The organism is Nonomuraea sp. NPDC048892, assembly GCF_040649735.1.
In the GTDB taxonomy this organism is placed as follows: domain Bacteria; phylum Actinomycetota; class Actinomycetes; order Streptosporangiales; family Streptosporangiaceae; genus Nonomuraea; species Nonomuraea maheshkhaliensis.
Genome location: NZ_JBEZFZ010000003.1, coordinates 902,431 through 922,856, shown reverse-complemented (window position 1 = coordinate 922,856; position 20,426 = coordinate 902,431). Strand labels below are relative to the sequence as shown.

Sequence of the window (20,426 nt, the reverse complement as noted above, 5' to 3'; positions counted from 1 at the left end):
GAGGACTTGACCACAAAGCAACTTCTGTTTCTTTGTGCGTGTGTGTGTGCTGCGTTCTGTTACTCTTCGCCGGGTCCAGAACTGCGCCGCACCTGACAAAGGTTCAGAGATTTTCTTGCTCGCGTCCACTAAGCAATTCTGAGGCAGCAAACAGTGATGTTTGTGTGTTTCGGAGGGTTACGGCGGTTATGGCGGGAAGGAAACACCCGGTTACATTCCGAACCCGGAAGTTAAGCTTCCCTGCGCCGATGGTACTGCACTCGGGAGGGTGTGGGAGAGTAGGTCACCGCCGGACAATCTTTTGAGGAGAGGGTTCCGACACCTGTTGCAGGTGTCGGGGCCCTCTTCTTGCGTTTCCGGGCCCTGTTGTGGCGTCCTGAAGCGGTGCGACATGATCGTGCACGTCATCGACTGCGCCACTCTTCGGGGGCTGTTCGGGGGCTGTTCGGGGGTTTGGTGGGCTGCCGTCCCCAAGGGGGCTTCGGTGAGGCCGTCCCCAGGGAGGGGCCCTGCGGCCGGGGGTGGCGGGCGTGGGATGTTCGCCCCGCGTACGGACTGGTGATGACGGTCAGTAGGGTTGAGGGGTGGATTATCGTGCGGTAGAACGCGCGATCCTGGATCGTGGCGTCGAGTGGGATTTCGAGCCGACGCTCGATCGGATCGCGGCCCTTCTTGACCTGCTCGGCTCGCCGCAGCGGGCGTACCCGGTCATACACATCGCCGGCACCAACGGCAAGACGAGCACGGCGCGGCTCACCGAGGCGTTGCTGAAGGAGCGCAACCTGCGGGTGGGGCGGTTCACCAGCCCGCACCTGGTCTCGATGCGTGAGCGCATCACCGTGGACGGAGAGCCGCTGAGCGAGGAGCGGTTCGCGCAGGTCTACGAGGAGATCATCCCCTATGTCGACCTGACCGACACGCAGGGACGGCGGATCCAGTTCTTCGAACTGCTGACGGCGATGGCCTTCGCGGCGTTCGCCGACAGTCCGGTCGATGTCGCCGTCATCGAGACCGGCATGGGCGGGTCCTGGGACGCGACGAACGTGGCCGACGGCACCGTGTCGGTGATCACGCCCATCTCGCTCGATCACACCGAGCGGCTCGGGCCTGACCTGCCGAGCATCGCCACGGAGAAGTCGGGCATCATCAAGCCCGGCGCCACGGCGGTGTTCGCGCAGCAGGAGCTCGCCGCCGCCGAGGTGCTGATGCGGCGCGCGGCCGAGGTCGGCGCCGTCGTCGCCCGCGAGGGGCTGGAGTTCGGGGTGCTGAGCCGCGAGGTCGCGATCGGCGGGCAACTGCTGTCGCTCCGCGGGCTCAAGGGCGTCTACGACGACGTCTACCTGCCGCTGTACGGTGCCCATCAGGCGAGCAACGCGGTCTGCGCGCTGGCCGCGGTCGAGGCGCTGACCGGCGGCGACGACCCGCTCGACGTCGAGCTGGTCCGCCAGGCGTTCGCGCAGGCGTCCTCGCCCGGGCGGATGGAGGTCGTGCGGCGCACCCCCACGGTGGTGGTCGACGCCGCACACAACCCCGGCGGCATGCAGGCGTCCCTGGAGGGGCTGCACGAGGCGTTCGACTTCGCGAAGGTGATCGGCGTGGTCGCCGTCATGCGTGACAAGGACGTCGAGGGGCTGCTTGAGCTGCTGGAGCCGATGCTCGAAGAGATCGTCGTCACGCGTAACTCCTCGCCCAGGTCGATGTCCGCCGAAGAGCTCGCGGCCCTGGCCGAGCCGCTCTTCGGGGAGGACCGCGTGCACGTGGTCGAGCGGCTCGACGACGCCATCGACAGGGCGATCGGGATCGCCGACGCCGCGGGTGAGTTCAGCGGCACCGGTGTGCTCATCACCGGGTCGGTCGTCACGGCCGGCGACGCCCGGCAGCTGCTGAAGGCGGACGGCACATGATGAACTTCGAGGTCACCCCGGGCATGCGCCGGCTCGGCGCCAGCGTGCTCGGCATGGAAGCCATCGTGGCGGGCCTCATCACGCCCGTGGCGATCGGCGTGGGCGGGGTCGAGCCGGGGCTGGCCGTGGCGGTCGGCATCGGTCTGCTCGTCCTGTGCGTGGTCGCCGCGGGCATGCTCAAGCGGCCCGTCGGGTACGTCGTCGGCAGCGTCGTCCAGGTGCTGGCGATCGCCACGGGCTTCCTCGTGCCGACCATGTTCTTCCTCGGGGTGATCTTCGCCGCGCTGTGGATCACGGCGATTATCGTAGCTCGCCGTGTCGAGGGCGCTACTACGCGCTAAAGTCGGCCAACATGGCCGTTCCCCCGATTCAACGGCCGCCGCATCAGGCGCGCCTCAGTAACTCCTGGCTGCTCGACATCGTGCTCGGGCTGCTGGTCGTGGCGTCGCTGCCGCTGGCGGTCGTCTCGATCCCCAACACGCTCTCCGTGGTCGCCAGGCTGCTGCCGGACGACCTCGACCAGACCGGGCTCATGCGGACGAACGGGCTCTCGCTGCCCGCGCTGATGCTGACCGTCCCGCTCGTGGCCGCCGCGCTGCGCCGCGTTCCCGCGCCTCACCTGCTGCTCGTCGGGCTGGCGCTGGTGGCGCTGTCCGAGGCCGGGGGCGGCTACGCTGGCTCCGAGCTGCTCGTCGGTGTCGTACGCGTGCTGCGCGGTGTCGGCGCCGGCATCATCCTGGCCGCCACCCTGGCGGCGGTGTGGCACCGGGCCTCCGTCCTGCGGGCTCTGTGGGCGGGCACGTTCGGGCTGAGCCTGCTCACGGCGCAGGCGCTGGCGTTGTGGCCGCTCGACGCTGTGAGCAGCTGGCGGGTCACGCTGCAGCCGTACCCGCTGGTGACCGGCGTCGCGCTCGGGCTGGCGGCGGTTCATCTCGTCGCGTGGACGCTGGCCGGGCGGCCCGCCGGGCCCGTTCCGAGCGTCAAGGAACGCGGGCGGCTGCTGCTGACTGCCGTGCCCGCGGCGGGCATCGCGGCGCTGGCGATCAGCACGGCGACCGAGGGCTGGCGGGCGGTTCCCGTCATGGTGCTGGCGGTGGTCGCGATCCTGGGGCTGCTCGCGATGGCTTCGATCGGCGGCTCCGAGAGCCGTACCTCGGCGTACACGATGGTGGCGGTCGGCGCGGTGCTGCTGCCCAGCGCCGCTCAGGTGACGCTGGTGGAGATGGGCGGGCTCGGCGGGCCGGGGCTGCGGGGGCTGTGGGTGCCGTACGTGGTGGCCGGGGTGCTCGCGATCGTGGCGTCGGTGGGCGTGCGGCTGTTCGCGCGGGGTGCGGGGCGCCGGGTGGCGTCGCTGGGGCTGCTGGCCATGGTGGCCGGGCTCTGTTCGGTGCGGCTCGTGGTGCCCTCCGCCGACGGGATGGTGCTGACGGTGCCGTTCAGCCTGCTCGCGGTGGGTGCGGCGGTGGCGGTGACGGCGGCCCTGCAAGGGGTCGGGGCCGGTGCGGCCATGTCCGCGCTGTCGCTGGGGTGCGCGGGGGTGCTGGCGGGGTTCCTGCTCGGCACCGGGGTGCAGATGGCGATGCTGGACGGCGTGCGGTCGGCTCAGGAGCTCGTCGACAGCTTCGTGGGGGCGCTGCACTGGTGGGCCCTGGCCAGCGGGTTCCTGCTGGTGATGATCATCGTGCTTGCGGCCGTGATGGCTCGTCGCCCTGGGCGCGGGGTCCTGGCCGACGAGCCGGAGGGGCCCGAGGCGCCGCCGGACGTCCCCTGTGCGGGGCTGCCTCCCGCGGACGTGCTGCTCGTACGGGGAGACGGCCTCGGAGGGCCCGACGGTGACGACGAGCCGTCCACCGTGGCGATCCCGCGGATCGGCGCCTCGGTGACCGGGCCGGCCGGAGGGTCGGCGGCGGGGGCGGGTGGGGTGCCGCCCGCGGTGCCGCCGCAGGGGCAGTCGCCGGAGGACGTCACTTCCGCGTAGGTTTCCGGCTTCTGCGGGCTTGCGGCTTGTGCGTAGGCTTCCGGCGTACGGAAACTAGGGCAGGGGCTCGGGACGGTAAGCTGAGGGCCCTGCTACGGCGACGCGCGGGCGCGTGCCCCGCGAAGCGTCCTCGCGGCCAGGCCGGTGCCTGCCGCCGTGACCCCACCATGTTCGAAGGAGAACTCCAAGTGTCCGAGCGCACTCTTGTCCTGATCAAGCCCGACGGGGTTAAGCGCGGCCTCATCGGTGACGTGATCGCCCGTGTGGAGCGCAAGGGCCTCAAGGTCGTGGCGATGGACCTGCGCACCCTCGACGCCGACACCGCCAAGGCCCACTACGCCGAGCACTCCGAGCGGCCGTTCTTCGGCGAGCTCGTCGAGTTCATCACCTCGGGGCCGCTCGTCGCCCTGGTGCTGGAGGGCCCGCGCGCCGTCGAGGCGTTCCGCGCGCTGGCCGGCGCCACCGACCCGGTGAAGTCGGCGCCCGGCACGATCCGCGGCGACCACGCCCTCGAGATCGGTGAAAACGTCGTCCACGGCTCCGACTCGCCCGAGTCGGCCGCGAGGGAGATCAAGATCTTCTTCCCGGACAGGTTCTAGTCGCTTCCGCCTCCTCCGCGCCCGCGCAGCTCCGGCTGTGCGGGCGCGCGGCTTTTTCTGTCGGTCCTTTCTCGTAGGGTTCCGGGGTGGGCTCGCGCGGATTTCCTGGTCTGTGACCGCGATTCTTGAGCCGGTTTTTGTCGGGGGCTTGCCGTAGGGTTTCTTTGGATTGGATGTTGGATCGTTCCAGCGCGCTGTCGGATGTTGTGGTGCAATCCGGGCAAAATTGCGGTTGAGCTAGGGGCTGGAGATTTTTGATGGGCGCGATGGCTCATTGCGCGCATCGGTGGGTACGTCACGTTACGATTCGAATTCGATCCGTAGTCATTCGCGAACGACGTTACGGAGGGCTCCGTTCCCCATGGGCAGCAAGCTCGCGTTCCTCGGCCGTGACATGGCGGTCGACCTTGGCACCGCCAACACGTTGGTCTACGTGCGTGGCCGCGGCATCGTGCTCAATGAGCCGTCAGTCGTCGCGATCAACACCGTGACCGGCAAGATCGTGGCGGTCGGCATCGAGGCCAAGCGGATGATCGGTCGTACGCCTGGCAATATCATCGCGATCCGTCCGCTGAAGGACGGCGTGATCGCCGATTTCGACGTCACCGAACGGATGTTGCGATATTTCATCCAAAGGGTGCATCGACGGCGTCATTTCGCCAAGCCGCGCATCATCATCGCCGTACCCAGTGGCATCACCAGCGTCGAGCAGCGGGCGGTGAAAGAGGCCGGCTACCAGGCGGGAGCCAGGAGGGTCTACATCGTCGAAGAGCCGATGGCCGCGGCCATCGGGGCCGGGCTGCCGGTGCACGAGCCGACCGGCAACATGGTGGTCGACATCGGCGGCGGCACCACCGAGGTGGCGATCATCTCGATGGGCGGCGTCGTCACGAGCCAGTCCATCAGGATCGGCGGTGACGAGCTCGACCAGGCCGTGATCGCGTTCGCCAAGAAGGAGTTCTCGCTGATGCTCGGCGAGCGCACGGCCGAGGAGATCAAGATCGCCATCGGCTCGGCGTGCCCGTTCGGCGAGGAGTCGCACGCGGAGGTCCGCGGGCGTGACCTGGTCAGCGGGTTGCCCAAGACCATCATCGTGTCGAGCGAAGAGATCAGGAAGGCCACCGAGGAGCCGGTCAACGCCATCGTCGATGCCGTCAAGACCACCCTCGACAAGTGCCCGCCCGAGCTGTCCGGCGACATCATGGACCGCGGCATCGCGCTCACCGGCGGGGGCGCCCTGCTCAAGGGGCTCGGCGAGCGGGTCAAGGCCGAGACGGGCATGCCGGTCCACCTGGTCGACAACGCGCTCGACTCCGTCGCCATCGGCTCCGGCAAGTGCGCCGAGGAGTTCGAGGCACTCCAGCAGGTCCTGGTGCCGGAGTCGCGGCACTGATGAGAGACTCGCGCCGTGCCCGGCTGATCCTGGGAGTGCTGCTCGCCGCCGCACTGGTCATCCTGACCGTCGACCACCGCACCGGCGAGAGCTCGCCGCTGCGCCCGCTGCGCGCGGCCGGGGCCTACCTGTTCGGCACGGCGGAGCAGTTCGGCAGCGGCGTGGTGAGACCGGTGGGCGGGTTCGTGCACGCGATCCTGACCGCGCCGGCCGCCAAGCAGCGCATCGAGGCGCTCAAGGAGGAGAACGCCGAGCTCCGGGCCGGCCTGCTGGCCGGGAAGCTCGACGCCGACCGGGCCAAGCAGCTCAAGCAGCTGCTCGGGCTGGCCGGGACCGGGGGATACAAAGTGGTCACCGGCAGCGTGATCGCGCGGCGGGGTCAGCCGGGGTTCGAGGACGCGGTGCAGATCGACGTCGGCGCCGACGACGGGGTGCGGTCCGAGATGACCGTGCTCAACGGAGACGGGCTGGTCGGCCGGGTGCTGCACGCGTCGGCTCACACGTCGACCGTGGTGCTGCTGAGCGATCCCGCCTCGGCCGCGGGGGCGCGGCTGGAAGGCGGCAAGGAGATCGGTGTCGTCCACGGGGTGGGCGAGCACGGGCGGCTCGTCCAGTTCCGGCTGCTCGACTCCACGGCACCGCTGAGCAGGGGCGGGCGGATCGTGAGCTTCGGGTCGCAGCACGGGCGGCCGTACGTGGCCGGAGTGCCGATCGGGGTGATCGAACGGGTGGAGTCGACGCCTGGGGAGCTGACCCGGATCGCGTACGCGCGGCCGTACGCGGATCTGACGGCGCTCGACGTGGTCGGCGTGGTGGTGGAAGCGCCCAAGCGGGATCCGCGTGACGCGGTGCTGCCGGCCAAGGAGCGGGCGCGGTGATCGCAAGCCGGGACGGCCGCGTGCGGTGGGCTGGGGGCGTCGGCGTGGGGAGGGCTCGTCGCGTGTGGCCGGACGGCGTTTCGAGGCGGAGTGGTGGCCGGGTGTGGTGTGAGCGGCTGGAGCGGGGCGGCCGGATGTGGCGCGAGCGGCTGGAACAGGGCGGCCAGGTGGGGCGTCCGGGGCTGGGGCGGGACGGCCAGGTGAGGTGTCCGCTGCCGGGGCGGGGCGGTCGAGTGGGGCTGGGGCGGGTGCGACTCGCGGGTCGCGGGTGGTGGGGGTGGGGGCGTTCGGACGATGCGGTGCGTGGGTTCTCGGCGTGCGGTGAGGGGGCGGCGTGATCGGCGGGGTTTCCGTGGTGCTGGCGCTGCTGGCCCAGGTGATGCTCGTCAACCGGGTGCCGCTACCCGCCGGGGGCGCGCCTGATCTCGTGCTGCTCGCCGTCATCGGGGCGTCACTGGTCCGAGGGCCGTCCTCCGGGGCCGTGCTGGGGTTCTGCACGGGGCTGCTGGTCGACGTCATGCCGCCGTCCGCTCACCTGGTGGGTCAGTACGCGTTCGTCCTGGCGCTGGCCGGCTACGTGGCCGGGCGGGGGGCGGGCGGGCCCGCCACGACCGTCGTTCTGTGCGTGCTGATGGCGCCCCTGCTGGCGGCGGCCGTGGGCGGGCTGATCGGCGATCCGCGGGTGACGCTGTCGACCCTGACCGAACAGGTGCCGGTCACGATCGTCTACACGTTGCTGGTGTCGCCGATCGTGATCTGGCTGACCACGCGCGGCAGACAGGCGAGGTTCTCGACATGATCAGGATGCGTGCCAGGCTGCTGGTGCTTCACCTACTCGTGCTGACGCTGCTCGTCGTGCTGGCCGTGCGTCTGTGGCAGGTGCAGGTGGTGCGCGGGCAGGAGTTCGTGACGCGGGCCACCGAGACCAGGACCCGGGCGGTGATCGTGCCGGCGGTCCGAGGCCAGATCCTGGACTCCAAGGGGCGGCCGCTGGTGCGCAACAAGACCGCTCTGGTCGTGTCCGTCGACAGGACGAGGCTGTCGCGGATGAAGGACGGCGGCGTCAAAGTGCTGACCAAGCTGTCGGAGGTGCTCGGGCGGCCGGTCGCCGACCTGCAGCAGCGCATCACGCCCTGCGGTCCTGGGGTGGGCAAGCCGTGCTGGACGGGGTCGCCGTACCAGCCGGTTCCGCTGGACGAGAAGGTGGACACGCGCGAGGCGCTGCAGATCCTGGAGCGGCAGGAGGAGTTTCCCGGGGTGACCGCGGAGATCCACTCCGTCAGGCAATATCCCGGCGGCAGGGCCGGGGCGCAGATGCTCGGCTACCTGCAGCCCGTCACCGAGGCGGAGCTGGAGAAGCGGGAGGGGCTGAAGGCCAGCTTCTCCGGGGTCGACCTGGCCGGGCGCGACGGGCTCGAATACGTCTACGACGACGCGTTGCGGGGCAAGGCCGGGCTGCGCAGGGTGCAGGTCGATCGGATGGGCAAGGCGCTCGGCGTCGAGGAGCAGACCACCCCCATTCCCGGCGACCACCTGGTGACCAGCATCGACTTGCGGGTGCAGATGGTCGTGGAGAAGGCGCTGGCGAAGGCGATGAAGTCCGCGCCCGGCGCGGACGGTGGGGCCGCGGTGGTGCTCGACGCGCGTACGGGGCGGGTCGTGGCTCTGTCCAGCGCGCCCAACTACGACCCCGAGATCTGGGCGGGCGGCATCTCGGCGCGCGGCTACCAGTGGCTGCTGTCGGAGAAGTCCGGCAAACCGCTCGTGTCGCGGGCGATCAACGGCCAGTTCGCGCCGGGCTCGACGTTCAAGGTGTCGTCGGTGTCGGCGATGCTGCGCGCGGGCTACCCGCTCAACGGGACGTACTCGTGCCCCGGCTCCTACACCGTGGGCGGGCGGGCCTTCAACAACTTCCGCGGCATCGCGCTGGGCACGCTCAGCCTGCACACGGCGCTGGTCAAGTCCTGCGACACGATCTTCTACCGGGCCGCGTACGAGCAGTACCTCAAGGACGGCGGGCGCACGCCGAAGAAGCCGCCCAAGGAGATCTTCGCCAACATGGCGCGGGCCTTCGGGTTCGGCAGCCCGACCGGCGTCGATCTGCCCGGCGAGTCGGGCGGCCGCATCCCCGACCGGGCCTGGAAGAAGGACCTGTGGAACAGGACGAGCGCGATCAACTGCGAGCGCTCCCGCAAGGGCTATCCGGAGGTCAAGGACAGGGCGCGGGCCGAGTTCCTCAAGCGGCTGGCGCTGGAGAACTGCACCGAGGGGTTCCTGCTGCGGCCCGGTGACTCCGCCAACTTCTCCATCGGGCAGGGCGACGTGCTCGTCACGCCCATGCAGCTGGCCAGGGCCTACATGGCGCTGGTGAGCGACGGCAAGGTGCGCAGCCCGCGCATCGGGTGGGCTCAGGTGCGGCCCGACGGCACGGTGGTCAGGAAGATTCCGGTGCCGGTGGTGGGCAAACTGCCGCTCAGCGAGAAGGAGCGCCTCTACATCAAGAACGCGCTCAGCCAGGTGGCCGCGGACGGCACGGCGGCCGGGGCGTTCGCCGGGTTCCCGATGAACAAGGTCCGGGTGGGCGGCAAGACCGGCACCGCGGAGGTATGGGGCAAGAAGGACACCTCGTGGTTCGCGTCGTTCGCGCCGACGAAGAATCCGCAGTACGTGGTGGTCGCGATGGTGTCGCAGGGCGGCATGGGCGCGCAGACGGCGGCTCCGGCCGTACGGGAGATCTACGAGGGGATCTACGGGATCAAACGCAAGCCCGCGGTGCCGGGCGGGCGGTTGACCACCCGGCTTCCGCAGTTCGCGCCTGACGGAACGGTGGCCGGGGAATGAGCGGGCGCGAGCAGCCGGCCGCGGTGGGTGTGGCGGGAAGTGTGGGCGGGTGGTCGGCTGTCGCGGGTGTGGCGGGAAATGTGCGCGGGTGGTCGGTTGCCGTGGACGTGGTGGGAGGTGGGCGTGGGTGGTCGGCCGTACCGAGAAGTGGGTGGGATGGGTGGGGTTGGTCGGCCGCGGTGGGAAATGGGCGTTGGCGGTCGGCCGTTGCGGATGCGGCGGAAGGCTGGCGGTCGGCCGTTACGGGTGTGGCGGAAGGCCGGCGGTCGGCCGTTACGGGTGTGGCGGAAGGCCGGCGGTCGGCCGTTGCGGGTGTGGCGGGTTGCTGGCGTAGAGGGTCAGGCGGCGCTGACGTGACGGGAGGTGGCCGGTGAACGCGCGGACGGTGGCCGTTCGGCGGCCCTCGCTGTTTCGGCGGATGGCTCGCGAGAACTCGACGGTGCGGCGGCTCGACGGGCTGATGCTCGTCGCGGTGGCCGGGCTGTGCGTGATCGGCACGCTGCTGGTGTGGTCGTCCACCAGGACCTGGGCGCCGGGCGCGACGGGGCTGGTCAAGAAACACATGCTCAACGAGGCCATCGGGCTCGCGCTGTGCGGGCTCGTGGCCATGGTCGACCATCGGGCGATGCGGGCGTACGCGCCGGTGGTGTTCCTGCTGTCGGTGGTGGGGCTGGTCCTGGTCATCACCCCGCTGGGCGCGACGATCAACGGGTCGCACTCGTGGATCCTGCTCGGCGGCGGGTTCGCGGTGCAGCCGTCCGAGTTCGCCAAGGTGGGGCTGCTGCTCATCATCGCGATGTTGCTGGCCCAGCCGGCCGAGGGCACCGATCGGCCACGAGGGCTGGACGTGATGCTCTCGCTGTTCGCCGCCGCGCTCACCATCGGCCTGGTCATGCTCCAGCCCGACCTGGGGACGGCGATGGTGCTGGCGGTGATCACAGCCGCCGGGCTGATCATCGGGGGCGTGCGCAAGCGGCTGATCGGCGCGCTGACGCTGGTGGCGTGCGTCGGGATGTTCTCGGTGTTCTACTTCCAGATGCTGGAGCCGTACCAGGTGGCGCGGTTCACCGCGTTCGTCGACCCGAGCGTGGATCCGCGCGGGGTGGGCTACAACAGCACGCAATCGATGATCGCGATCGGCTCGGGACAGCTCCTGGGCAAGGGGCTGCTCGGGGGCGGGCAGACGACGGGACGGTTCGTGCCCGAGCAGCACACCGACTTCATCTTCACGGTGGCGGGGGAGGAGTTCGGCTTCCTGGGGTCGGTCACGGTGGTGCTGCTGCTCGGCGTGGTGCTGCTGCGCGGGCTGAAGATCGCCAGGCAGTGCGAGGACAGGTTCGGGACGCTGGTGGCGGGCACGATCGTGTGCTGGTTCGCGTTCCAGACGTTCATCAATGTGGGGATGACGATCGGGATCATGCCGATCACGGGGTTGCCGCTGCCGTTCGTGTCCTACGGGGGCACCGCCACGTTCGCGAACTTGATCGCGGTCGGGTTGCTGCAGGCCATCAGGGTGCGAAGACAGTCGTTCGAGTGAGGAGACAGGTCCTCCTTGGCGCCGCCCTGCGGTGACGCCTGCCTGCGATGTCCCGCGAGGGTCTATGAAGGGCTGCGTGGTGGCGCTGAGGGCGTCTGCGGGGGCTGGCGCGTGCGGGGCCTCTCGGCCCCTCCCCGGCATTCTCAGTCACGGGGTGGGGCACTACGCAAGCTAGTACACCCTGGACCAGCGCAAGGCCGGGGGCACTACACACGTCAGGAGTGAGGCACGACCCACGCCAGTAACCCCCCAGCCGGGAACCATCACCACCTGACCGCGCGCCCGAACGACAACGCCTCACCAGGCCACCACACCGTCCACACAGCAACACGTCGCCGGGACGCGGCCCGCTGGGGGCTACAAGATGCCCAAGCGGCCGCACAGCTACGCTCGCAGCCACTCAGCGATAGCGGGCAGCGCATCGGAGACCACTCGCAGACGATCCGATGCAAAGGTGAAGCGTCCCGCAGGTGCTCAGTGCGGCCGGTGCCGCGGCAAGCGTCCTCGACGCACCGCGACAACCGTTGCGACAGACATCGCGACAAGCATTGCGACAAGCATCGCGATGGACACCGCGGCAAGCGGCCTCGCAGACGTCCGCACAGGCGCCACACCTCCCGCAGACGTCCTCCACACGCATCGGCGTCGGGCCTCCCGCAGATGGCCTCACAGACACCGCGACAAGCGTGGGTGGTCGGGGACGTGTCACCGTCTGATCGCCGCTACCCTGGAGCGTATGTCTGTCGAGTCGATTTTCCCCCGCCTGGAAGCGCTGCTGCCCAAGGTGCAGAAGCCCATCCAGTACGTCGGAGGTGAGCTCAACTCGACCGTCAAGGACTGGGATTCCGCCGACGTGCGCTGGGCGTTGATGTATCCGGACGCCTACGAGGTCGGGCTGCCCAACCAGGGTGTGGCGATCCTCTACGAGATTCTCAACGAGCTTCCCGCCACGCTGGCCGAGCGGACGTACGCGGTCTGGCCCGATCTGGAGGCCCTGATGCGGGCCGAGGGGGTTCCGCAGTTCACGGTCGACGCGCACCGGCCGGTGCGTGCCTTCGACGTGCTCGGAGTGTCGTTCTCGACCGAGCTCGGCTACACCAACATGCTGACCGCGCTCGACCTGGCCGGCATTCCGTTGCTGGCCGTGGATCGCGGTGAGGACGATCCGATCGTGCTCGCGGGCGGTCACGCGGCCTTCAACCCGGAGCCGATCGCCGACTTCCTCGACGCGGCCGTGCTCGGTGACGGGGAGCAGATCTCCATCGCCATCAGCGAGGTCATCCGTGAGTGGAAGGCGGAGGGCAGGCCGGGCGGTCGCGACGAGCTGCTGATGCGGCTGGCCGAGTCCGGCGGGGTCTACGTGCCGAAGTTCTACGACGTCGACTACCACCCCGACGGGCGCATCAAGCGGGTCGCGCCCAACCGGGCCGACGTGCCGTGGCGGGTGCACAAGCACACGGTGATGGACCTCGACGAGTGGCCCTATCCGAAGAAGCCGCTGGTGCCGCTGGCCGAGACGGTGCACGAGCGGTTCAGCGTGGAGATCTTCCGCGGCTGCACGCGCGGATGCCGGTTCTGCCAGGCGGGCATGATCACCCGTCCGGTGCGTGAGCGGTCCATCACCACGATCGGGGCGATGGTCGAGAACGGCATCAAGGAGTCCGGCTTCAACGAGGTCGGCCTGCTGTCGCTGTCGTCCGCCGACCACTCCGAGATCGGCGACGTGGCCAAGGGGCTCGCCGACCGCTACGAGGGCACCAACACCTCGTTGTCGCTGCCCTCGACCAGGGTCGACGCGTTCAACATCGACCTGGCCAACGAGTTCTCCAGGAACGGCAGGCGTTCGGGTCTGACGTTCGCGCCCGAGGGCGGCTCGGAGCGCATGCGCAAGGTGATCAACAAGATGGTCACCGAGGAAGACCTGATCCGCACCGTCTCCACCGCCTATTCGCAAGGGTGGCGGCAGGTCAAGCTCTACTTCATGTGCGGGCTGCCCACCGAGGAGGACGAAGACGTCCTCGGCATCGCCGACCTGGCCAAGAAGGTCATCCAGGCGGGCCGCGAGGCGACCGGCAGCCGCGACATCCGCTGCACGGTCTCCATCGGCGGCTTCGTGCCCAAGCCGCACACCCCGTTCCAGTGGGCCGGGCAGGCCGACCACGAGACCGTCGATCGGCGGCTCAAGGCACTGCGCGACTCGGTCAGAGGCGACAAGCAGTACGGCCGGGCGATCGGTTTCCGCTATCACGACGGCAAGCCGTCCATCGTGGAGGGTCTGCTGTCGCGGGGCGACCGCAGGGTCGGCGCCGTGATCAGAGCGGTCTGGGAGGACGGCGGCCGGTTCGACGGGTGGAGCGAGCACTTCTCCTACGAGCGCTGGATGGCGGCGGCGGAGAAGGCGGGCGTCGACGTCGACTGGTACACCACGCGCGAGCGTGAGGAGAACGAGGTCCTGCCGTGGGACCACCTCGACGCCGGGCTCGACCGCGAATGGCTGTGGCAGGACTGGCAGGAGGCCGTGTCCGGCGGTGAGGTCGAGGACTGCCGCTGGACTCCGTGCTACGACTGCGGCGTATGCCCGACCATGGGCACAGAAATTCAGATCGGTCCGACGGGGCGGAAACTCCTTCCTCTTACGGTGGTCTAGCGCGCTCAGTGGGCGAGCCGTGTCACGGCGTACACGTACATACGCCGGAGCGGCTTATCCTGAGACGAAGGAACTCTTACAAGGGAAGGACGACAAGCTCTGAAACCTGTTCCCGAAGGGCCCCCGCCCGCGCCTACGGTGCAGCGCCTGCGTGTGCGTTACGCCAAGCGCGGCCGCCTGCGCTTCACCAGCCACCGCGACATCTCGCGGGCCGTTGAGAGAGCGGTTCGCCGTGCCGGCATTCCGGTGGCTTACAGCGCGGGTTTCTCGCCCCACCCGAAGATCTCCTACGCGGGCGCGGCGCCGACCGGTGTCGCCAGCGAAGCCGAATACCTCGAGATCGGTGTTACCACGCCGTGCGACCCCGGCCAGGTCAGACAGGGCCTGGACGCGTCGTTGCCGCCTGGACTCGATGTGCTCGACGTTGTGGAGGCGGGTCCGGGGGGGCTGGCCGACCGCTTGGAGGTCTCCGACTGGGAGGTGCGGCTTCCCGGTGCCGATCGCGAGCTCGCCGAGGTGGCGGCGGAGAAGTTTCTCGCGGCAGGCACGGTGGAGGTCGAGCGCCTGACCAAGAAGGGTCCCCGCCGCTTCGACGCGCGCGAGGCCGTACTGAGGCTCGAGGTGTCCGAGGGAACAGACAGAACCGCAGCTCAGGTGCGAGGAGGGCCGTGTGTCATACTGCGCATGGTTGTTCGGCACATGACGCCTGCCGTTCGACCCGACGATGTGCTCACAGGGCTGCGCCTTGTGGCCGACTTCGCGCCGCCGGTTCCCCCCGAGGTGACCAGGCTGGCGCAGGGGCCGCTCGACGCCAGCACCGGTGCGCTTGCCGACCCGCTCGACCTGGACCGCGACATCACGCGCGGCGGCGAGGCGGGACCGGCGGGTGAGCACGTCGCCGGTTAAGGACATGCCCGGTGCGAGCCGGGCACGACTGCTGACAGGACTTGGCGCCGGCGCTTCCGTCTCGGGAGAGCCGGCGGACAACGAGACACGAGGGCTCCTGCGCGGCGCGGTGACGCGCCCGGGAGCTGACGGGAGAACGCCCGCATGCTCGACAACGAGCCCAACGCCGGGGCCACTGGCCCTGACGGGGAGACAATTGAACAGCCCGAGGTGACGAAGCGTCGCCGCTCCGCCAGCCGCCCTGCGGGTCCTCCGCCGGAGCTGCCCGAGGAGCCGGCTTCCGTTCCGGTCACGGTCGCCGCGGCGCAGACGGCGCCGTCGGTGGCCGAGGTGCGACCGGTGCAGCGCACCGCGGCTCAAAGAGCCGCGGGTGAGCCCGCCGCCGATACGGCTGGTGCCGGCATGACTCATGCCGGTACGACTCATGCTGACACGACTCATGGCGGTACGGCCGCCGCAGCGTCGGTTTCCGCCGATGCGGCTTCCGCTGGTGCGGGGGCCGGTGACGTGGCCGGTACGGGTGCGGCTGGTGTGGTTTCCGGTGGAACGCCGGTGGAGAGTCCGGCCGAGGCCGCCATGGCCGATGCCGTCGCTGAAGCCGCCGGTGAAGCCGCAGGTGAGACCGAGGATGAGGCCGCGGCTGAGAAGCCGAAGCGGGCCACGCGGACGCGGTCCACCGCCACGACGACGCGGCGGCGTACGACAAAAAAGACGGCTGAGGCGGAAGCTGAGGCGGAAGCTGAGGGAGCGCTCCCGGAGGGCGAGCCCGCCGCCGAGGAGCCCGTGAAGCGGCGCAGGACCCGCAAGAAGGCGGATGAGGCCGTCGCGCCCGCCGCCGAGGCGGAGTCCGCGTCCGGAGTTTCTGGCGGGGAGTCCGCCGTGGGCGCCGGTGCGTCCAGTGACGAGGCGGGGGAGCGCGTCGCGCGTTCCGGCGCCGGCCGTGACGAGGTGGCGGCGCCGTTCGGTGAGAGTGAGGCCGACATGGCGGCGAGCGCCCGGGCCGGTGCCGCGGCCGACGGGGGCGCGGGAGACCTGGGCGGTGGCGCGGACGAGAGCGCGGCCGGCGGTCGTGCGGGCCGGGCCGGTCGCGTGCGCCGGCGGGCCGGTGCCGAGGCCGCTGCCGGTGCCGATGTCGAAGCCGTTGCCAGTGCTGTTTCTGGAGCCGCTTCCGGCGGGGACGTGGAGGCGGCGCGGGCCGAGGCCGATGAGGCCGACGACGACATCATGGAGATCCTGCCCGAGGACGAGCCGCTCGACGACGAGCCCGCCGGTGAGGATCTCGACGAGGACAACGTGCGCCCCAGCCTGCTCGCCGACCCGTTCGGGATGACCGCCCGCAGGCAGGACGAGCCGGGGACCGCGTTCCAGCGGCCGGCCGCGATCTTCGCGCCGCTGTTCCAGGCGCCCGACCCGAGCAAGGCCAAGCCCGCCGTCGCCCGCAAGGCCGAGGCGCCGCAGCCTGTCGCCGAGCCCGAGGCCGAGGAGGCCGAGGAGCCGGTTGACGAGGTGGCCGCCGAGGAGGAGAACGACCTCGACACCTCCGACGAGCAGGAGGAGGAAGAGGGCGGCAGCCGCCGCCGTCGCCGCCGCAGGGGCGGCAGGGGCCGCGGCAAGGCGCGCGAGCGCGACGACGCGGAAGACGGCGAGGAGTCCGAGGACGACGACTCCGATGAGCAGGGCGAGGAGGCGCAGGAAGAGGAGGCCTCCTCCTCGCGCCGCCGGCGCCGCCGTCGCCGCAGGGGCGGTGACGAGGGCTCCGAGCCCGCCGGCGACGACCCGCCGAACACGGTGGTGCGCATCCGCGCGCCGCGCTCGGGCCGTTCCGCCTCGCTCGACACCGCGACCGACGGCGTGCAGAGCGTGCGCGGCTCGACCCGGCTGGAGGCGAAGAAGCAGCGCCGCCGCGAGGGGCGCGAGCTCGGGCGCAGGCGCCCGCCGATCATCACCGAGTCGGAGTTCCTGGCCCGCCGCGAGTCCGTCGACCGCATGATGGTCGTGCGGCGCGTGGGCGACCGTACGCAGATCGCGGTGCTGGAGGACGGCGTGCTCGTCGAGCACTACGTCAACCGCGAGGCCAGCCAGTCCTACGTCGGCAACGTCTACCTCGGCAAGGTGCAGAACGTGCTGCCGTCGATGGAGGCGGCGTTCGTGGACATCGGCAAGGGCAGGAACGCCGTCCTGTACGCCGGCGAGGTGAACTTCGACACCGCCGGTCTTGAGGGCCAGCCGAAGCGGATCGAGTCGGCGCTCAAGTCGGGCCAGTCGGTGCTCGTGCAGGTCACGAAGGACCCGATCGGCCACAAGGGCGCCCGCCTGACCTCGCAGATCAGCCTGCCGGGACGCTACCTGGTCTACGTGCCCGACGGGTCGATGACCGGCATCAGCCGCAAGCTGCCCGACAAGGAGCGCACCCGGCTGAAGAGCATCCTGAAGAAGGTCATGCCGGAGAACGCCGGCGTGATCGTCCGCACCGCGGCCGAGGGCGCCTCCGAGGACGAGCTGGCCCGCGACGTGGCCCGGCTGTCGGCGCAGTGGGAGAACATCCAGAAGAAGGCCAAGTCGGCCAGCCCGCCGGAGCTGCTGTCCGCCGAGCCCGACCTGACCATCCGGGTCGTGCGCGACGTGTTCAACGAGGACTTCACGAACCTGGTCGTGCAGGGCGAGGACGCCTGGGAGACGGTCGACGAGTACGTCAAGTACGTCGCGCCGCACCTGGCCGAACGCCTGTCGAAGTGGGACGAGGGAGAGCACGGCGACGTGTTCGCCTCCTACCGGATCGACGAGCAGCTGAGCAAGGCGATGGAGCGCAAGGTGTGGCTGCCCAGCGGCGGCTCGCTGGTGATCGACCGTACCGAGGCGATGACCGTCGTCGACGTCAACACCGGCAAGTTCACCGGCCAGGGCGGCAACCTGGAGGAGACTGTCACCAGGAACAACCTGGAGGCGGCCGAGGAGATCGTGCGCCAGCTGCGCCTGCGCGACATCGGCGGCATCATCGTCATCGACTTCATCGACATGGTGCTGGAGTCCAACCGCGACCTGGTGCTGCGGCGGATGCTGGAGTGCCTGGCCCGCGACAGGACCAAGCACCAGGTGGCCGAGGTCACCTCGCTGGGCCTGGTCCAGATGACGCGTAAGCGGGTCGGTCAGGGGCTGCTGGAGGCGTTCTCGACGCCGTGTGACTGCTGCAACGGGCGCGGCCTGATCGTCTCCACCGAGCCGGTCGAGAGCAAGCCCGAGCCGCGCGGCACGCAGGGCAAGATGGCGATCGAGAAGGCGGTGTCGGACAAGGTTTCCGCGGCCAAGGACTCCGCCAGCCGTGATACCGTGACCGGTGCGCTTGAAGACGTCCCGGCCGAGGACGACCAGGCAAGCCAGACTTCCGGCAGAGGGCGGCGACGCTCCCGCCGAGCCAAGTCGGCCGACTAACCTCGGCTGACTTCCGACGATCCGTCCGGTTCGCCGGGGCACCGTTCATCCGGTACCCTGGTGAATCGGTGCGTCAGGTGACGTGCCCTGTTGGCGCGCTTACTCGGTTCGTCGTTTTAGACAGGCTGAATGACAGGCGCAGCATTCGGCGGCCACCTCGATGAGGTAGCTGATGTTCGAACAGCAACAGTGAGTCAGTAGAAGGGTTCCGCGGTGTACGCGATCGTTCGTTGCGGCGGCAGGCAGCAGAAGGTCTCCGTCGGTGACGTCCTCGAGGTGGACAAGGTCGCCGGCGAGGTCGGCTCTTCGGTATCGCTGCCGACGGTGCTCGTCGTCAACGACGGCGATGTGACCACGGAGGCGGGCAAGTTCACGGTCAACGCCGAGATCCTCGGTGAGACCAAGGGCCCGAAGATCCGCATTCTCAAGTACAAGAACAAGACCGGTTACAAGAAGCGCCAGGGTCACCGCCAGCGGTACACCCAGGTGAAGATCACCGGTATCGAGCAGGCCTGAACGGGAGTTTGAGAGATGGCACACAAGAAGGGCGCGTCGTCCACCCGGAACGGTCGTGACTCCAACGCCCAGCGTCTGGGCGTCAAGCGCTTCGGTGGTCAGCTGGTCAACGCGGGCGAGATCATCGTCCGTCAGCGTGGCACCCACTTCCACCCCGGTGACAACGTCGGCCGCGGTGGCGATGACACGCTGTTCGCGCTGGCCGCGGGTCACGTGCAGTTCGGTGTCAAGCGCGGCCGCAGGGCCGTGAGCATCGTCCCCGTCGCCGCCGAGTAGGTTCTTCCTGCTTTTCGGCCTCGGGCTCGTCGCTTCAGGGGTGGATCGATCCGTACGGATGCGATCCACCCCTTGGTGTTTCCCGGGCCGGTCGGCGATGGGTTGTCAGTCATGAGAGGCCCCTGGCGGGGCGATGGAGGAATGCGGGATGCCGGACTTTGTGGACCAGGTGGTCCTTCACATCAAGGCCGGTGACGGGGGAAACGGGTGCGCCTCCATCCACCGGGAGAAGTTCAAGCCGCTCGGCGGGCCCGATGGGGGCAACGGCGGGCGCGGGGGCGACGTCGTCCTCGAGGTCGATCCCAACACCGCGACCCTGCTCGACTACCATCGCCGCCCGCACAGGAAGGCCCCCAACGGCAAGCAGGGGCAGGGCTCCAACCGCGACGGCGCCAACGGTGAGGACGTGGTCCTGGCCGTGCCCAACGGCACCGTGGTGAAGGACTCCGCCACGGGTGAAGTGCTGGTCGACCTCGTCGGGGCGGGCACCCGCTACGTGATCGCCGAGGGCGGGCACGGCGGGCTCGGCAACGCGGCGCTGGCCTCCACCAAGCGCAAGGCGCCCGGGTTCGCGCTGCTCGGCGAGCCGGGCGACGAGCTCGACGTCATGCTGGAGCTCAAGAGCGTCGCGGACGTGGCCTTGGTCGGCTTCCCCAGCGCGGGCAAGAGCTCGCTGATCGCGGCGCTGAGCGCGGCCAAGCCGAAGATCGCCGACTATCCGTTCACCACCCTGATCCCCAACCTGGGCGTGGTGACGGCGGGCGACCACGTGTTCACCGTGGCCGACGTCCCCGGGCTGATCCCGGGCGCGTCTGAGGGCAAGGGGCTCGGGCACGAGTTCCTGCGGCACGTCGAGCGGTGCGACATGCTCGTGCACGTCATCGACTGCGCCACCATGGAGCCGGGGCGCGATCCCGTCACCGACTACGAGGTGATCGAGGCGGAGCTGCGCGCGTACGGGAAGCTGGAGGACCGGCCGCGGCTGGTCGTGCTGAACAAGGCCGACGTGCCCGACGCGCGGGAACTGGCCGAGCTGGTCGCGCCGGAGTTCGAGGCGCGCGGGCTGAAGGTCTTCACGATCTCGGCGGCCACGCATGACGGGCTGCGGGAGCTGTCGTACGCGATGGGCGAATGGGTGGCGGCGGCGCGGGCCAACAAGCCCGTCGAGGAGCCGACCCGGCTGGTCATCAGGCCCAAGCAGCTCGGCACGGCCGGGTTCAAGGTGCGCCGGGTCAACGAGAACCTGTTCCAGATCACCGGGGAGAAGCCGGAGCGGTGGATCAGGCAGACCGACTTCACCAACGACGAAGCGGTGGGTTACCTCGGTGACCGGCTCGAACGGCTCGGGGTCGAGGTCGAGCTGGCCAAGCTCGGCGCCAAGGCCGGGGCCGAGGTGGTCATCGGGCCGATGGAGGGCGGTTACATCTTCGACTGGCAGCCCACGCTGAACGCCGAGACGGTGCGGCAGGGGCCGCGCGGGTCGGACAACCGGCTGGGGTAGGGCGGCGCGGGTCGGGCCACC

At 69.9% G+C, this 20,426-nt stretch carries 14 protein-coding genes, 1 rRNA gene and 2 pseudogenes; 16 read left to right on the top strand and 1 reads right to left on the bottom strand.

Going from position 1 to position 20,426, the window contains the following annotated elements; translation table 11 throughout:
- Window positions 1-178 precede the first annotated feature (178 nt).
- The 14 genes from rrf (at window position 179) to rplU (ending at window position 18,628) form a co-directional block, all read left to right on the top strand.
- A 5S ribosomal RNA gene (gene rrf / locus AB0C28_RS13820) occupies window positions 179-295 on the top strand.
- A 289-nt stretch (window positions 296-584) separates the two neighbouring features.
- Window positions 585-1,904 carry a folylpolyglutamate synthase/dihydrofolate synthase family protein gene (locus tag AB0C28_RS13815; RefSeq protein WP_357843115.1) on the top strand — a complete coding sequence of 440 codons (1,320 nt, stop codon included), beginning with the start codon at window positions 585-587 and terminating at the stop codon, window positions 1,902-1,904.
- Window positions 1,901-2,245, top strand: a complete 345-nt coding sequence (locus AB0C28_RS13810) for a DUF4233 domain-containing protein (RefSeq protein WP_357843118.1) — start codon at window positions 1,901-1,903, stop codon at window positions 2,243-2,245. Before AB0C28_RS13815 ends, AB0C28_RS13810 begins: the two co-directional genes overlap by 4 nt.
- 11 nt (window positions 2,246-2,256) lie before the next feature.
- Window positions 2,257-3,882, top strand: coding sequence for a hypothetical protein (locus AB0C28_RS13805; RefSeq protein ID WP_358074402.1), 1,626 nt, complete (start codon window positions 2,257-2,259; stop codon window positions 3,880-3,882).
- A 188-nt stretch (window positions 3,883-4,070) separates the two neighbouring features.
- Entirely contained in the window at window positions 4,071-4,481 is a 411-nt protein-coding gene (gene ndk / locus AB0C28_RS13800) for a nucleoside-diphosphate kinase (protein ID WP_090773482.1), read from the top strand.
- A 361-nt stretch (window positions 4,482-4,842) separates the two neighbouring features.
- Window positions 4,843-5,874 carry a rod shape-determining protein gene (locus AB0C28_RS13795; protein ID WP_346114894.1) on the top strand — a complete coding sequence of 344 codons (1,032 nt, stop codon included), beginning with the start codon at window positions 4,843-4,845 and terminating at the stop codon, window positions 5,872-5,874.
- The gene (gene mreC, locus AB0C28_RS13790) at window positions 5,874-6,752 is read left to right on the top strand and encodes a rod shape-determining protein MreC (RefSeq protein WP_357843125.1); all 879 of its coding nucleotides are present in this window, start codon (window positions 5,874-5,876) and stop codon (window positions 6,750-6,752) included. Before AB0C28_RS13795 ends, mreC begins: the two co-directional genes overlap by 1 nt.
- Before the next feature lie 334 nt (window positions 6,753-7,086).
- On the top strand, window positions 7,087-7,551 hold the full coding sequence (mreD, locus tag AB0C28_RS13785; protein WP_357843128.1) for a rod shape-determining protein MreD: 465 nt from the start codon (window positions 7,087-7,089) through the stop codon (window positions 7,549-7,551).
- Window positions 7,548-9,593 carry a penicillin-binding protein 2 gene (mrdA, locus tag AB0C28_RS13780; RefSeq protein ID WP_358074398.1) on the top strand — a complete coding sequence of 682 codons (2,046 nt, stop codon included), beginning with the start codon at window positions 7,548-7,550 and terminating at the stop codon, window positions 9,591-9,593. The genes mreD and mrdA overlap by 4 nt, the downstream gene beginning before the upstream one ends.
- 370 nt (window positions 9,594-9,963) lie before the next feature.
- Window positions 9,964-11,130, top strand: a complete 1,167-nt coding sequence (rodA, locus tag AB0C28_RS13775) for a rod shape-determining protein RodA (RefSeq protein WP_358074395.1) — start codon at window positions 9,964-9,966, stop codon at window positions 11,128-11,130.
- Window positions 11,131-11,866: 736 nt separating this feature from the next.
- On the top strand, window positions 11,867-13,777 hold the full coding sequence (locus AB0C28_RS13770) for a TIGR03960 family B12-binding radical SAM protein (protein ID WP_357843137.1): 1,911 nt from the start codon (window positions 11,867-11,869) through the stop codon (window positions 13,775-13,777).
- A 153-nt stretch (window positions 13,778-13,930) separates the two neighbouring features.
- Window positions 13,931-14,683, top strand: coding sequence for a TIGR03936 family radical SAM-associated protein (locus AB0C28_RS13765; protein WP_357843140.1), 753 nt, complete (start codon window positions 13,931-13,933; stop codon window positions 14,681-14,683).
- 783 nt (window positions 14,684-15,466) lie between these two features.
- A complete protein-coding gene (locus AB0C28_RS13760; protein WP_358074392.1) occupies window positions 15,467-18,112 on the top strand; it encodes an Rne/Rng family ribonuclease in 2,646 nt (881 codons plus the stop codon).
- 213 nt (window positions 18,113-18,325) lie between these two features.
- On the top strand, window positions 18,326-18,628 hold the full coding sequence (gene rplU, locus AB0C28_RS13755; RefSeq protein ID WP_080046162.1) for a 50S ribosomal protein L21: 303 nt from the start codon (window positions 18,326-18,328) through the stop codon (window positions 18,626-18,628).
- Here the strand turns inward: rplU and AB0C28_RS13750 are convergent.
- A pseudogene (locus AB0C28_RS13750) lies at window positions 18,625-18,672 on the bottom strand (hypothetical protein); the annotation flags it as partial. The gene rplU and the pseudogene AB0C28_RS13750 sit on opposite strands and share 4 nt — an antisense overlap.
- Here AB0C28_RS13750 and rpmA point away from each other — a divergent pair.
- A pseudogene (gene rpmA, locus AB0C28_RS13745) lies at window positions 18,656-18,904 on the top strand (50S ribosomal protein L27); the annotation flags it as partial. The pseudogenes AB0C28_RS13750 and rpmA overlap by 17 nt on opposite strands.
- A 148-nt stretch (window positions 18,905-19,052) precedes the next feature.
- On the top strand, window positions 19,053-20,405 hold the full coding sequence (obgE, locus tag AB0C28_RS13740; RefSeq protein ID WP_357843145.1) for a GTPase ObgE: 1,353 nt from the start codon (window positions 19,053-19,055) through the stop codon (window positions 20,403-20,405).
- The last annotated feature ends 21 nt before the right edge of the window (window positions 20,406-20,426 follow it).

Bases quoted from the DNA above. Each gene is read 5' to 3' on its own strand.
- AB0C28_RS13810 (WP_357843118.1), top strand. From the start codon at position 1,901: ATGATGAACTTCGAGGTCACCCCGGGCATGCGCCGGCTCGGCGCCAGC.
- AB0C28_RS13805 (WP_358074402.1), top strand. From the start codon at position 2,257: ATGGCCGTTCCCCCGATTCAACGGCCGCCGCATCAGGCGCGCCTCAGT.
- AB0C28_RS13795 (WP_346114894.1), top strand. From the start codon at position 4,843: ATGGGCAGCAAGCTCGCGTTCCTCGGCCGTGACATGGCGGTCGACCTT.
- mreC (WP_357843125.1), top strand. From the start codon at position 5,874: ATGAGAGACTCGCGCCGTGCCCGGCTGATCCTGGGAGTGCTGCTCGCC.
- mrdA (WP_358074398.1), top strand. From the start codon at position 7,548: ATGATCAGGATGCGTGCCAGGCTGCTGGTGCTTCACCTACTCGTGCTG.
- AB0C28_RS13770 (WP_357843137.1), top strand. From the start codon at position 11,867: ATGTCTGTCGAGTCGATTTTCCCCCGCCTGGAAGCGCTGCTGCCCAAG.
- obgE (WP_357843145.1), top strand. From the start codon at position 19,053: ATGCCGGACTTTGTGGACCAGGTGGTCCTTCACATCAAGGCCGGTGAC.